Below are 13,159 nucleotides of genomic sequence, written 5' to 3' on the forward strand. Positions count from 1 at the left end.
CCCGCATCATGACGATCGACGGATTTGTCCCGCATACCGAGACATATCCGTCGATCGTCCTACGGCATGACGCCCGCGTCGATGCGGCGACGCCAGAGGGTGGCGGCGAGCAGCTCGACGACGCTGACCTCGACGAGCGACGCGACGACCCGGTCCTCCGCGCCGGGGATCGGGACGTGGCCCGTCGCGCCCGCGACCGGCGCGCCGACCGCGATGATGTCGGAGCCGCGCGGGGTCGCCCACTCGAACAGCGCGGGCTCGAAGCGCGAGCCGCCGAACAGCAGCGCCGTGTAGCCCGGGTACTTCGAGAGGTAGACGTCGACGTGGGACCAGTCGCCGGTCTCGGCGGAGTCGGCCGGGATGCGCGGGCCCTCGCGGAGCATGAGCGCCGACTGCAGCGCGGAGGAGATCCGGTGCGCGGGGGCGATCGTGTAGAGCGTGTGGACGTCGGCGACGCGGTCGGCGAGCGCGGGCAGCCACTCGTCGCGCGCGTCGAGCAGCGCGCGCTGCGCGTCGATCGCGGGACGGAGCGCGTCGGCCGGGACGCCCGCGAGACGCCACAGCACGGCCATCGTCGCCTGGAACGTCTTGCACGCGACGCCGCCGGCCTCCTCCCCCGCGTGAAGCGGCAGCACGACGTCGGCGAGCTGCGCGAGCGCGCGGTCGGGGCGGTTGGTGATCGCGACCGTCCGCGACACGCCCTGATGGCGGGCGAGCGCCTCGACCGTCTCGGCCGACCCGCCGGACGCGCTGATGCCGACCGCGACCACGTCGGGACCGGGCCTGGTGAACGCATCGGTCGTGGCGTACTCGGCGACGGCGAAGATCCCCTGGGCCCGCAGCGCCGCGGCGATCGTGAGCGCCGCGAACCGCGACGAGCCCATCCCGATGAACACGACCTGCTTGCCGCGCAGCGCGTCCGGCCCGCCGAGCGGCGCATCGGCCGCGTAGGCGTCGAGGACGCCGGCGAGGGTCTCGGGCTCGGACAGGACGTCGGCGAGGAAGCCGTCGGGGTTCACGTGGGGGCCTTTCGAGAGAGGAGGCGTTGCAGTCCGGCGCGGGGCGCGTAGGTCCACTCGGGCACGACCGCCGCGGCGTACACCAGCTCCTGGCAGGCCTTGGCGAGCTCGAGCGCGTGCAGGAGCGCGGCGGGCGGCGGCGGCGCGGAGGACCCGCCCGCGTACCCCTCGAGCACCGCGGCGGTGGCGCGCGCGATCCACGGCTCGGGGTCGAGCCCGCAGCGGCGCGCCGCGGCCTGGCCGACGTGGTCGACCGAGCGCAGCAGGCACGCGAGGTCGCGCACCGGCGTGTCGGGGCGGCGGCGATCCGCGAGCGGGCGGGTCGGGTCGCCCTCGAAGTCGATGACGAGGAGGCGGTCGGGCGTGCGGAGGAGCTGCGCGACGTGCAGGTCGCCGTGGATGCGCGTGAGCGGCAGGCCGGCGGCGTCGTCGAGCACCGCGAGCCGCGCCGCGATCGTGCCCCGCGCGGCGGCGACGACGGGCTCGACCGTGGCGGCGCGGGCGAGCAGCGCGAACGCCTCCGCGCGCCAGAGGCCGCCGGTGTCGGCGTCGGCCGGTGCGGGTGGGAAGACCTCGGCGAGCGCGGCGTGGAGGGACGCCGTGGCGGCGCCGGCGGCGCGGTACTCCCCCTCGACGTCCTCCGGCTGACCGCGCAGCGCGGCGACGGCGCGGAGGATCGGTGCCTCCCACCCGCTCTCCGCGTCGGGCACGAGCTCCTGCAGCAGCGCGATCGCGGTCTCGCCGTGCCACAGCGACCCCGCGTACGCCGGGACGGGCGCGGGCGTCGAGGCGAGGGCAGCGCACAGCTCGATCTCCGGGTGCGGGCCGCTCCACAGCCGCCGGTACGCCTTGACGAGCAGCCGCCCGTCGAGCGCGACGAGCGTGTTCGACTGGTCCGTGGACGGCGTGGACTCGGCGCCGCGCGAGGGCGCGAGGCGCGCGAAGGCCGGCCCGCGGTCGAGCTGGAGCGAGGGAGGTGGTGCGTCGAGGAGGTCGGCCCACCGGACGTGGTCGTCGAGCAGGAGGTAGCGCTCGCTCCCCCCGTCGGCGTACGCGACGTCCGCAAGCCGCAGCCCGTCGGCGAGCGCGACCGCGCGGGCGGATGCGAAGGCGCGCCCCTTGCCGGCGAACCACCGCTGGTCCTGAAATGCGGATTCGTGGATTTCCTTGACAGTCATCTGCGGATTCCGTCACTCTCTCCGCCCATCACCCTAGATCACGCAAAGCACCCGCCGCAAGCGCTGCCGCCGCAGCTCGACGACGTCGATCGCAAGATCATCGGCGCGCTGCAGGCCGACGGGCGCCGGCCGTACAGCCGCATCGCCCGCGAGGTCGGCATCTCCGAGAGCGTGGTCCGCTACCGGGTGCAGCGGCTCGAGCAGGCCGGGATGCTGCAGATCGTCGGCATCGCCGACCCGCTGCGCATCGGCTTCGACCGCATGGCGATGATCGGCATCAACGTCCGCCCCGGGACGGTCGAGCAGGTCTGCGAGGCGGTCACGACGTTCCCCGAGACGTCGTACGTCGCCGCGACCGCGGGCTCGTTCGACCTCCTCGTCGAGGTGATCTGCCGCGACACCGCGCACTTCACCGAGGTGCTCAACAAGCGTCTGCACCACGTGGACGGCGTCGTCTCGACGCAGTCGTTCCTGGTGCTGGAGATCCACAAGATGGCCTACGGCTGGGGCGTCGGCGAGGTCGCCGTGGCGGCCGGGGGCAACGGCAGCAACGGAGGAGGAGAGGCGTGAGCACGATCGTGTTCTTCCCGGAGGGCGCGTACGGCCCGACGAACAACTGCGTGGGCATCGGCAAGGTGCTGCTCGACCGCGGGCACCGCGTCGTGTTCGTCATCGAGGAGTCGTTCGCCGGCACGCTCGCGGAGAAGGGCTTCGAGGAGCGGCTGATGCGGCTCGGGCCCAAGCCCGAGGTCGAGGAGGCCCCCGGCCAGTTCTGGAAGGACTTCATCCGGGACACCGCGCCGGTCTTCCGCACGCCCACGATCGAGCAGCTCGAGCACTTCATCGCCCCGACGTTCCAGGCGCTGCTCGACGGCGCGCGCTACGTCGACGACCGCCTGAGGGAGATCTTCGAGGAGGTCCGGCCGGACGTCATCGTCGAGGACAACGTCCTCACGTTCCCGGCCATCCCCGCCTCCGGCATCCCGTGGGTGCGCAGCGTCTCCTGCAACCCGGCCGAGATCAAGGACCCGAAGGTCCCGCCCACCTTCTCCGGCTATCCGGCGGACGACACCTCCGGCTGGGACGCCTACTGGGCCGAGTACGACCGCGTCCACGCGGAGATGCACGAGTCGTTCAGCGCGTTCTGCGTCGAGCGCGGCGCGCCGCCCCTCCCGCCGCGCGAGTTCGTCCACGACTCGCCCTGGCTCAACCTCTACCTCTTCCCGGAGGAGGCGGACTACGCGCGCGCCGAGCCGCTGGGCGAGACGTGGCACCGGCTCGACAGCAGCGTCCGCAGCACCGACGAGGCGTGGGAGCTGCCCGAGCCGCTGGCGAGCGCGGACGGCCCGCTCCTCTACCTCAGCCTCGGCTCGCTCGGCTCCGCCGACGTCGCGCTGATGCAGAAGCTGATCGACAGCCTCGCGGGCACCGAGTACCGCGTCATCGTCTCCAAGGGCCCGCAGCACGACCAGCTCACCCTCGCGGACAACATGGTCGGCGCCGAGTTCCTGCCCCAGACGTCGATCCTCCCGATGGTCGATCTCGTCATCACGCACGGGGGCAACAACACCGTCACCGAGTCCTTCCACTTCGGCAAGCCGATGATCGTGCTGCCGCTGTTCTGGGACCAGTACGACAACGCGCAGCGCGTGCACGAGGGCGGCTGGGGTCTCCGCCTCGACACGTACGGCCACACGGCCGAGGAGCTGCGCGCAGCCGTCGGGACGCTCCTCGCCGACGACGCCCTCAAGGCGCGTCTGGCCGAGGTGTCGGCCCGGCTGCAGGCGACCCCGGGCACCGTCCGGGCCGCCGATCTCATCGAGCAGGTCGTCCGCGCGCCGCAGCCGGCGCCGGCCGCCTGACAGGCACGCAGTAGTAGGAGGAGGAGCTCCATGAGCAAGTTGCGGAGGATCGCCGCGCTGGCGACGGCGGGCGCGGTGAGCGTCGGCCTGGCCGCGTGCGGCGCCGACGTCGAGAAGTCGGACAACGCGAGCGCCGGCGAGGAGGCCGCGGCGTCGGCCGAGCAGCCCGCCGGCGGCAACAAGACGCTGACGATCTCCAACTGGGACAAGTACATGCCCGAGGACCTGATCCCGGGCTTCGAGAAGGCCACCGGCATCAAGGTCAAGCTCGCCAAGCACGCCACCAACGAGGAGATCATGGGCAAGCTCGAGGCCGCCGACGGCGGTGGCTTCGACCTCGTGTTCGTCTCCGGCCAGTTCGCGGAGGCGCTGAAGAACCGCGGCTGGGCGGCGGAGATCGACCACAGCGCGATCCCCAACGAGAAGAACCTGTACCCGGAGGCCAAGGAGCTTCCGTACGACCCGGGCAACACGCACTCGATGCCCTACACGTGGGGCACGACCGGGCTCTGCTACCGCTCCGACAAGGTCTCCGGCACGCCGGACTCGTGGAACGACCTGCTCAAGCCGAGCGACCAGCTCAAGGGCAAGACGACGATGCTGGCGACCGACCGCTGGCTCCTCCTCCCCGCCCTGAAGTCGCTGGGCTTCAGCGCGAACACGAAGGACGAGGGCGAGCTGGAGAAGGCGCGCGACCTGCTCATCGACACCAAGGAGACGCTGCTCGCCTACGACGACACGACCTTCTACTCGAAGCTCGTGTCCGGTGAGGCGCTGCTCGTCGAGGCGTGGGACGGCTGGTGCAACTACGGCATCGCCAAGAACGACAAGATCAAGTTCGTCGTGCCCAAGGAGGGCTCGGACCTCTGGGTCGACTCGATGGTCGTCCTGGAGAAGTCGGAGAACAAGGAGGCGGCGATGAAGTTCATCGACTACGTCCTCCGCCCCGAGTCCGGCCAGGGCGTCGTCGACCTGCTCACGTACAACACGCCCAACAAGGCGGCGATGGACGGCCTGGACCCGAAGCTCAAGAAGCAGTACCCGTCGCTCGGGATCGATCCGGCGGAGCTCTTGCAGCAGGAGGGCCTGCGCGACCTCGGCGAGGCGCAGCCCACCTGGTCGCGCATCGTCACCGAAGTCACGTCGTAGAGGCCTGACGCTGTGAAGGGGAGCGCCAAGCTGCGCCTCCGGCGCGGTGCGCTGCTCGGTCCCGCCCTCGTGTGGTGGACCGCGCTGCTCGCCGCGCCGGTGCTCCTCGTCCTCGCCTACTCCGTGTTCCAGCGCGGGGTGTACGGGGGCGTGGTCTACGAGGTCAGCTTCGACAACTTCGAGCGGGTCGTCGACACGCTGTACCTCGACGTCCTGTGGTTCTCGGTGCGCGTCGCGGGCGAGGCGACGATCGTGGCGCTCCTCATCGGCTACCCGGCCGCGTGGTTCATCGCCACGCGGCCGGAGCGCTGGCGCACGATCCTGCTCGTGCTGGTCGTGCTGCCGTTCTGGACGAGCCTGCTGATCCGCACGTACGCGTGGCTCGTGCTCCTCAACGACGAGGGGCTCATCAACAACACGCTGCAGTCGCTGGGCGTCATCGACGAGCCGCTGTCGCTGCTCTACAACGAGTTCGCGATCGTCCTCGGCCTGACGTACGGCTACCTGCCGCTGATGATCCTGCCGCTGTACGCGGCGATCGAGCGGCTGTCGCCCGAGCTGCGCGAAGCCGCCTCCGACCTCGGCGCGTCCGGCTGGCGCGCGTTCCTGACCGTGACGCTGCCGCTGACGCGCGCGGGCGTGACCGCCGGGTGCATCTTCGTCTTCGTCCCCTCGCTGGGGAACTTCCTCGTGCCCGACCTGCTCGGCGGCGGGCGCGAGCAGATGGTGGGGAACCTGATCCAGACGCAGTTCCTCAAGGCGCGCGACTGGCCGTTCGGGGCGACGCTCGCCCTGGCGATCATCGCGCTGATGACCGTCGTGCTGCTGATCCAGGCGTGGATCAACGCGCGCGACCGGACCCGCGAGGTGGCGTGATGGCGAACAAGCTGCTCGGCGCCGGCTTCGCCGCGACGCTCGCGTTCCTCTACCTGCCGATCCTCGTCCTCGTCGTCCTGTCGTTCAACGCGAGCGGCCTGCCGACGTCGTGGGGCGGCTTCACGACCGGCTGGTACAGCGAGCTCATCAACAACGACGGCCTGACGAAGGCCTTCCTCAACACGCTGATCGTCGCGTTCTGGGCGACGGTGATCTCCGTCGTGCTGGGGACGCTGCTGGCGTTCGGGCTGGAGAAGACGGTCAAGTCGACCGGCCTGGACGCCGTCTCCTACATCCCGATGATCATCCCGGACATCGTCCTGGCGATCGCGCTGCTGAGCTTCTACAACCTGGTCTTCACCCAGTGGCTCGGCGTCTCGCTCGGGCTGTGGTCGGTGGTCCTCGGTCACGCGACGTTCGGCATCGCGTTCGTGGCGATCATCGTGCGCACGCGCCTGCGCCACTTCGACGACTCCATGGTGGAGGCGTCGCTCGACCTCGGGGCGAACGAGTGGCGGACGTTCCGCCACGTCACGCTCCCCGCCATCGCGCCCGGCATCGTGGCCGGCGCGCTCGTCGCGTTCACGCTCTCGCTCGACGAGTTCGTGATCGCGTTCTTCACCGCCGGGACGTCGGTGACCTTCCCGATCCAGGTCTACTCGATGGTCCGCTTCGGCGTCACCCCGGAGATCAACGCCGCCGCGACGGTCGTCGTCGGCGTCAGCCTCGTGCTGACGCTCGTCGCCCTCCGCCTGCGCGGCCGATCGGAGACGACCCTGTGATCGAGATCCAGCACGTCACCAAGCGCTTCGGCGCAGTGACCGCCGTGGACGACGTGTCCCTGACGATCGCGGAGAACGAGTTCTTCGCGCTGCTCGGCCCGTCGGGCTGCGGCAAGACCACGCTGCTGCGGATGCTCGCCGGCTTCGAGGAGCCGGACGGCGGGGCGATCGCGCTCGACGGGTCCAACCTCGTCGGCGTCAAGCCCTACAAGCGGCCGCTGAACATGATGTTCCAGTCGTACGCGCTGTTCCCCCACATGACCGTGCTCGACAACGTCGCGTACGGGCTGAAGATGGAGGGCGTTCGCAAGAACGAGGCGCGGGCGCGTGCGGGCGAGGCGCTGGAGCAGGTGCAGCTCGGCCACACGGCTTCGCGGCGTCCGGCGCAGCTGAGCGGTGGGCAGCGCCAGCGGGTCGCTTTGGCCCGGGCGCTCGTGAAGCGGCCGCGCGTGCTCCTCCTCGACGAGCCGTTGAGCGCGCTGGACCGCCAGATCCGCGGCGAGATGCAGATCGAGCTCAAGCGCCTGCAGCACCAGGTCGGCATCACGTTCGTCGTCGTCACGCACGACCAGGAGGAGGCGCTGACGATGGCGGACCGGATCGCGGTGCTCCGCGACGGGCACGTCGAGCAGGTCGGCGCCCCTGACGAGCTGTACGAGCGTCCCGCGACCCGCTTCGTCGCGGGCTTCCTGGGCGACGCGAACCTCTTCCCCGCGGGCGTCGACGGCAAGGAGATCGTGGTGCGGCCCGAGCGGCTGCGCCTCTCCCCCGCGCCGCTCGGCCTGCCCGGCGAGCGGCGCGGGACCGTCGCGGAGGTCGCGTACCTCGGCACCGCGCGCAAGTACGTGATCGACCTGGAGGACGGCGGGACCGCGCAGGTGCGCATCGCGTCCGTCGACGACGCGCGGCCGCTGACCGCCGGCGACGCCGTGCACGTCGGGTGGGTGAAGTCCGACGCCGTGATGGTCGACGCGGAGCCCGCGGCGACCGGGTCGGCTGTGCCGGAGACCGTGCATGCCTGAGCCGCGCGCGCTGATCGACCCGGCGACGGGTGAGGTGTTCGCGCGCGTCGCGGACTCGACCGTGGACGACGTGGACCGCGCGGTCGCGGCGGCCAAGGCCGCCCTGCCCGAGTGGGCCGGCGCAACGCCGGCCGAGCGCGCGCGGGTGCTGCTGAAGTGGGCCGACCTCGCCGAGGCCGCGCTCGACGAGCTGGCCGCGCTGGAGGTGCAGGAGACCGGCAAGCCGTACGTCGTCTCGCACGAAGGTGAGCTGCCGTTCGCGCTCGACAACATCCGCTTCTTCGCGGGCGCCGCGCGCTCGACGGCCGGGTCCGGCGCCGGACGGTTCTCCGCGGGCTACACGTCGGTGCTGCACCGCAAGCCGATCGGCGTCGTCGGCGCGATCGCGCCGTGGAACTTCCCGCTCATCATGGGCATCTGGAAGCTGGCGCCGGCGCTGGCGGCGGGCTGCACGGTCGTCATCAAGCCCGCGCCGGCGACGCCGCGCGGGACCATCCGCCTGGTGGAGCTGCTCCACGAGGCCGGGCTTCCCGCGGGCGCGGTGTCGGTCGTGACCGGCGACGCCGCGGTCGGCGAGCGGCTGGTCGAGCACCCGGACGTGGCGATGATCTCGCTGACCGGCTCGACCGAGACCGGCCGCCGCATCATGGCCGGCGCGGCGCCGACGCTGAAGCGCCTGCACCTCGAGCTCGGCGGCAAGGCGCCGGTGCTCGTGTTCGAGGACGCCGACGTCGCGGCCGCGGCGGGCGGTGCCGCGATGGGCGCGACGTACAACACCGGCCAGGACTGCACGGCGGCCACGCGCGTGTACGCCCACCGGTCGGTGTACGACGACGTCGTCGAGGCGCTGCGCGAGCAGCTGCGGGCGATCCGCGTCGGGGCGCCGGGCGATCCGGACACCGACATCGGGCCGCTGGTCTCCGTCGGGCACCGGGACCGCGTGCACGGGTTCGTGATGCGGGCGGTCGCCGACGGCGCGTCGCTCGTGTGCGGCGGCGAGGTGCCGGACGGGCCGGGCGCGTTCTACTCCCCCACGCTGCTCGCAGGCGCGGCGCAGCGGTCGGAGATCGTCCAGGGCGAGGTGTTCGGGCCGGTGCTCGTCGTGCTGCCGTTCGAGGACGAGGACGACGCGGTGCGGCTGGCCAACGACATCCCGTTCGGGCTCGCCTCGTCGGTGTGGACGCGCGACGTCGGCCGCGCGATGCGGCTCGGGCCGGCGCTCGACTTCGGCGTCGTGTGGGTCAACGACCACCTCCCGATCGCGTCCGAGGCCCCGCACGGCGGCGTCAAGCAGTCCGGGTTCGGCAAGGACATGTCGGAGGAGGCCGTGCTCGAGTACTCCGTCACCCAGCACCTGATGGTCAAGCACGCGCAGCCCGCCGAGCGCGACGGGTTCCGCCCCGCATGACGGCGACGCTGCCCGACGCACGGCCCGCCGCCGCGGCCGGTCCCGAGCGCATCGGCCCGGTCTTCTGGCTCCAGCAGGCGCTGGCCGCCGAGCGCGAGGCCGGCGGCGTGCCGGAGTTCTGCGCGCCGCTGTCGGGCACGGTGCGCGCGGACGTCTGCGTCGTGGGCGGCGGGTTCGTCGGGCTGTGGGCGGCGCTGGAGGCGGTCGCGCAGGCGCCGGACGCGACGGTCGTCCTCCTCGAGGCCGAGGGCTGCGGCCTGGGCGCGTCCGGGCGCAACGGCGGGTGGATGACGTCGTGGCACGACGAGCTCGACGGGCTCGTCGTGAAGTTCGGCGACGCGCAGGCAGCGTGGCTCGCGGAGCAGTCCTCGCGCGCCATCGACCGGGTGTTCGAGGTCGCGGGCGAGGAGGGCATCGACTGCGATCTGCGGCGCGGCGGCGCGCTGTGGGGCGCGTCGTCGGCCGCGCAGCTCGGCGCGTGGGACGGGCCGCTGGCCGCCGCGCGCCGGGTCGGGCTGCGGGCGAAGATGGAGCCGGTCACGCGCGCGGAGATCCTCGAGCGCACCGGTACCGAGGCGCTCCTCGCGGGTGCGCGGCTGACCGACGCCGGCGCGGTGCAGCCGGCGCTGCTCGCCCGCGGCCTGCGGCGGCTGGCGCTGCGCCGCGGCGTGCGGATCTTCGAGGGCACGCCGATGACGTCGCTCGCGCGCTCGGGCTCGCCGGTCGTGGTCGGGACGCCGGGCGGCCGGGTCGAGGCGGAGAGCGTGATCGTGGCGCTCGGCGCGTGGGCCGCGCGGCTGCGCGAGCTGCGGCGCGCGATCGTCCCCATCGGCTCCCACATCGTGCTCACCGAGCCGATCCCCGAGCGGCTGGAGGAGCTGGGCTGGACGGGCGGCGAGCTGCTGGGCGACGCGCGGATGCTCGTCCACTACGCGCAGGCGACCTCCGACGGACGGATCGCGTTCGGCCGTGGCGGCGGGGCGATCGGGCCGCTGGGGCGGGTGCTCGCGCGCCACGCGCACGACCCGCGGACGGTCGCGATCGTCGCCGCCGACTTCCGCCGCTGGTTCCCGTCGCTCGCCGACGTGCGCCTGACGCACGCGTGGGGCGGCGCGGTCGACCACGCGCCCGGTCACCTCCCCTTCGTCGGCACGATCGGCGACCGCGAGGCGATCCACTACGCGTCCGGCTTCAGCGGCAACGGCGTCGCGCCGAGCGCGTTCGTCGGCCCGATCCTCGCGCGCCGCGCGCTCGGCATCGTCGACGAGACGACGACCTGCGCCCTGGTCGGCGACCCGCCCGGCTACCTCCCACCCGAGCCCTTCCGCACGCTCGGCGGCATGGTCGTCCGCGACGCCGTCCGGCGCGCCGAGCAGGCCGAGGAGCTCGGCGGGCGCGCGGGACGCATCACCTCCGCGCTCCGCCCGCTCGTCTGGTTCACCACCCCGCGCGCGCTCGAGCCCCGCCGCCGGCGCTGACGCCGCCACGCGGCATGACTTCGACTCGGCATGCGAGTCGAAACTGTGCCGGGTTGGGGTCGGGGGGGACCTTTGGGGGCGCCGGAGGGCTTTCACCCATGCCGTGCGGGCGGGGCGGCGGCGAGCATCGCGGCCATGCTCCGCCTCCTCCCCCTCGCGCTCCTCGCCGCGCTCCTCCTCCCCGCCGCCGCGTCCGCCGACCGCGTGGGGATCGAGGGCGGGACGCTCGTCGTCGCGACCGAGCCCGGCTCGGCGCTCGCGGTCGCGTCGATGACGACCGTCCCGTGCCAGTTCAACCTGCGCGACTTCACGACCGGCAGGCAGACGCCGTCGCCGGACTTCGGGCCGTGCCTGCTCTTCAACGCCGGCGACGTGCCGGTGCACGCCGGCGCCGGGTGCACGGCCGTGCCGCGCGACGACGCGGTGTGCCCGCTCGGCGGGGTGCAGCGGGTGGCGATCCGCGGCAGCGAGGGGCCCGACTTCGTCCGGCTCGTCGGGCAGCTGCAGGAGTTCGCGTTCGGGCACTACTACTCGCTCGGCACCGACATCCCGGTGCGCGTCCCGGTCCCGCTCGACGTGCAGCTCGGCGGCGGCGACGACGTCATCTGGGTGCCGGAGAGCTCGGGCATCCTGCCGGAGGCGCTCGCCTGCGGCGCGGGCGTCGACCGCGTGCTGGCGCCGGAGAAGGCGGTGTGGGGCTTCGACTGCGAGACGGGCTACAAGCCGTCCGACCTCTGGAAGCCGGGCCAGCCGGTGGCGCCGCCGAAGCCCGAGGAGGGTCCGTACAACGGCACCGTCACGCGCGCGGGCGACACGCTGAGCTACCGCGCGACCGGCGAGGAGCGGGTACGGATGGCATGGGTAGCGAACTACCGCGGGCGCCCCACCGTGATGCTCGACGGCGTCGCCACGGCCGGCCCGGAGTGCTACCTCGACGGACGCGCTGCGTGCTCGCTCGTCGGCCTGCGCACGATCGACGTCATCGGCCAGCGGACCGTCGGCGCCGGGCTGAGCACCTCCGTGCTGCGCGGGAGCGACCCGGTGCCGGTCACGGGGATCGCGATCAACGGCGACTTCGGGAGCGGCCGAGACGAGATCGACCTCGTCGACGGCCTCGGCGGACGCATCTCCTGCGGCGGCGGCATCGACGTCGTGCAGGCCGACGCGGGCGACCGGATCGAGGGCGACTGCGAACGGGTCAAGGGTGGCAAGGCGCTCCCCGGAGATGACCTGAAGGTCCCGCGCACCGGCGCATGGATGCGGACGCCGCGGCACTACCCGGTCCACCGGATGAACCTGCGCGTCGCCTGCCCCGCGACGGCGAAGGACGACTCGTGCGGCGGCAAGCTCGAGGCGTACTACGGCCGGTCCTACCTCGGCACGAGCACGTACGCGATCGGCCGCGGCAAGGCGGCGACGATCCTGTTCGGGTTCGGCGTCGGCGAGGGCCAGCGCGGCCAGTCGAACCTGGGCATCGAGTTCGCGCGCATGCGCCGCGACATCCAGCGCGGGCGCGGCGCGAAGCTCACCGTCGTGCTGAAGGCGGGCGGCTCGCGCTACCGCCACCGGCTCACGCTGACGCGCATCGTCCACCGCGGATAAGGTCGCGCGCCATGAGCGCAGTCCTCGACCGATTCAAGCTCGATGGCAAGGTCGCCATCGTGACCGGGGCCTCGTCGGGCCTCGGCGTCGCCTTCGCCACCGGCCTCGCGGAGGCGGGCGCCGACATCGCGATCTGCGCGCGGCGCGTGGAGAAGCTGGAGGCGACCAAGGCGCAGGTCGAGGCGCTCGGGCGGCGGTGCGTCGCGATCCCGGCCGACGTCTCCAGCGCCGACGACTGCACGCGCGTGGTCGAGGAGACCGTCGCGCAGCTCGGCAAGGCCGACGTGCTGATCAACAACGCGGGGATCGGGACCGCGGTGCCGGCCACGCGCGAGACGCCCGAGCAGTTCTCGCAGGTGATCGACATCAACCTCAACGGCTCGTACTACATGGCGCAGGCGTTCGCGCGGAACATCGGCGAGGACGGCGGCGCGATCGTCAACATCGGCAGCGTGCTCGGCTCCACCACCGCCGGGCTGCCCCAGGCCGCGTACGCGGCGTCCAAGGCGGCGATCATCGGCCTGACGCGCGACCTGGCGCAGCAGTGGACGGGCCGCAAGAAGATCCGCGTCAACGCGCTCGCGCCCGGGTTCTTCGCGTCCGAGATGACCGACCAGTACCCGGACGGCTACCTCGACCAGATGAACTTCCGCATCCCCGCCGGCCGCAAGGGCGAGGCGGTCGAGCTCGTCACCGCGGCGATCTTCCTCGCCTCCGACGCGGGCTCGTACGTCACGGGCGCGCTGCTGCCGGTCGACGGCGGGATGCTCACCACCTGACGGC

General features: G+C 72.8%; 12 protein-coding genes. 10 read left to right on the forward strand and 2 right to left on the reverse strand.

The features are described 5' to 3' along the window. Positions 1-59 precede the first annotated feature (59 nt). Together AC1UE5_RS23710 and AC1UE5_RS23715 are read right to left on the reverse strand one after the other, a co-directional pair. Positions 60-1,019, reverse strand: coding sequence for an SIS domain-containing protein (locus tag AC1UE5_RS23710; protein WP_482928306.1), 960 nt, complete (start codon positions 1,017-1,019; stop codon positions 60-62). Further along, a complete protein-coding gene (locus AC1UE5_RS23715; protein WP_482928309.1) occupies positions 1,016-2,197 on the reverse strand; it encodes a phosphotransferase in 1,182 nt (393 codons plus the stop codon). Before AC1UE5_RS23715 ends, AC1UE5_RS23710 begins: the two co-directional genes overlap by 4 nt. Between AC1UE5_RS23715 and AC1UE5_RS23720 the strand changes: the two genes are divergently transcribed. The 10 genes from AC1UE5_RS23720 to AC1UE5_RS23765 all read left to right on the forward strand — a co-directional run bounded on the left by AC1UE5_RS23720 (position 2,177) and on the right by AC1UE5_RS23765 (position 13,155). Beyond that, positions 2,177-2,767 carry an Lrp/AsnC family transcriptional regulator gene (locus AC1UE5_RS23720; protein WP_482928311.1) on the forward strand — a complete coding sequence of 197 codons (591 nt, stop codon included), beginning with the start codon at positions 2,177-2,179 and terminating at the stop codon, positions 2,765-2,767. The two genes, AC1UE5_RS23715 and AC1UE5_RS23720, sit on opposite strands and share 21 nt — an antisense overlap. After that, positions 2,764-4,059, forward strand: coding sequence for a glycosyltransferase (locus AC1UE5_RS23725; protein WP_482928313.1), 1,296 nt, complete (start codon positions 2,764-2,766; stop codon positions 4,057-4,059). Before AC1UE5_RS23720 ends, AC1UE5_RS23725 begins: the two co-directional genes overlap by 4 nt. A 30-nt stretch (positions 4,060-4,089) precedes the next feature. Further along, positions 4,090-5,208: a polyamine ABC transporter substrate-binding protein gene (locus AC1UE5_RS23730; RefSeq protein WP_482928315.1), complete on the forward strand. Its 1,119-nt coding sequence runs from the start codon at positions 4,090-4,092 to the stop codon at positions 5,206-5,208. A 12-nt stretch (positions 5,209-5,220) separates the two neighbouring features. Beyond that, positions 5,221-6,084, forward strand: coding sequence for an ABC transporter permease (locus tag AC1UE5_RS23735; protein WP_482928317.1), 864 nt, complete (start codon positions 5,221-5,223; stop codon positions 6,082-6,084). Then, complete coding sequence (locus tag AC1UE5_RS23740; RefSeq protein ID WP_482928319.1) at positions 6,084-6,866, forward strand: ABC transporter permease; 783 nt, start codon at positions 6,084-6,086, stop codon at positions 6,864-6,866. Before AC1UE5_RS23735 ends, AC1UE5_RS23740 begins: the two co-directional genes overlap by 1 nt. Further along, the gene (locus AC1UE5_RS23745; protein ID WP_482928321.1) at positions 6,863-7,888 is read left to right on the forward strand and encodes an ABC transporter ATP-binding protein; all 1,026 of its coding nucleotides are present in this window, start codon (positions 6,863-6,865) and stop codon (positions 7,886-7,888) included. The genes AC1UE5_RS23740 and AC1UE5_RS23745 overlap by 4 nt, the downstream gene beginning before the upstream one ends. Then, positions 7,881-9,296: an aminobutyraldehyde dehydrogenase gene (locus tag AC1UE5_RS23750; protein WP_482928323.1), complete on the forward strand. Its 1,416-nt coding sequence runs from the start codon at positions 7,881-7,883 to the stop codon at positions 9,294-9,296. Before AC1UE5_RS23745 ends, AC1UE5_RS23750 begins: the two co-directional genes overlap by 8 nt. Next, the gene (locus tag AC1UE5_RS23755) at positions 9,293-10,774 is read left to right on the forward strand and encodes an NAD(P)/FAD-dependent oxidoreductase (RefSeq protein ID WP_482928325.1); all 1,482 of its coding nucleotides are present in this window, start codon (positions 9,293-9,295) and stop codon (positions 10,772-10,774) included. The genes AC1UE5_RS23750 and AC1UE5_RS23755 overlap by 4 nt, the downstream gene beginning before the upstream one ends. 135 nt (positions 10,775-10,909) lie before the next feature. Continuing rightward, complete coding sequence (locus tag AC1UE5_RS23760; RefSeq protein WP_482928327.1) at positions 10,910-12,376, forward strand: hypothetical protein; 1,467 nt, start codon at positions 10,910-10,912, stop codon at positions 12,374-12,376. Between the two features lie 11 nt (positions 12,377-12,387). Next, a complete protein-coding gene (locus AC1UE5_RS23765) occupies positions 12,388-13,155 on the forward strand; it encodes an SDR family NAD(P)-dependent oxidoreductase (RefSeq protein WP_482928329.1) in 768 nt (255 codons plus the stop codon). Positions 13,156-13,159: the final 4 nt, after the last annotated feature.

Source organism: Parviterribacter multiflagellatus (assembly GCF_056863265.1).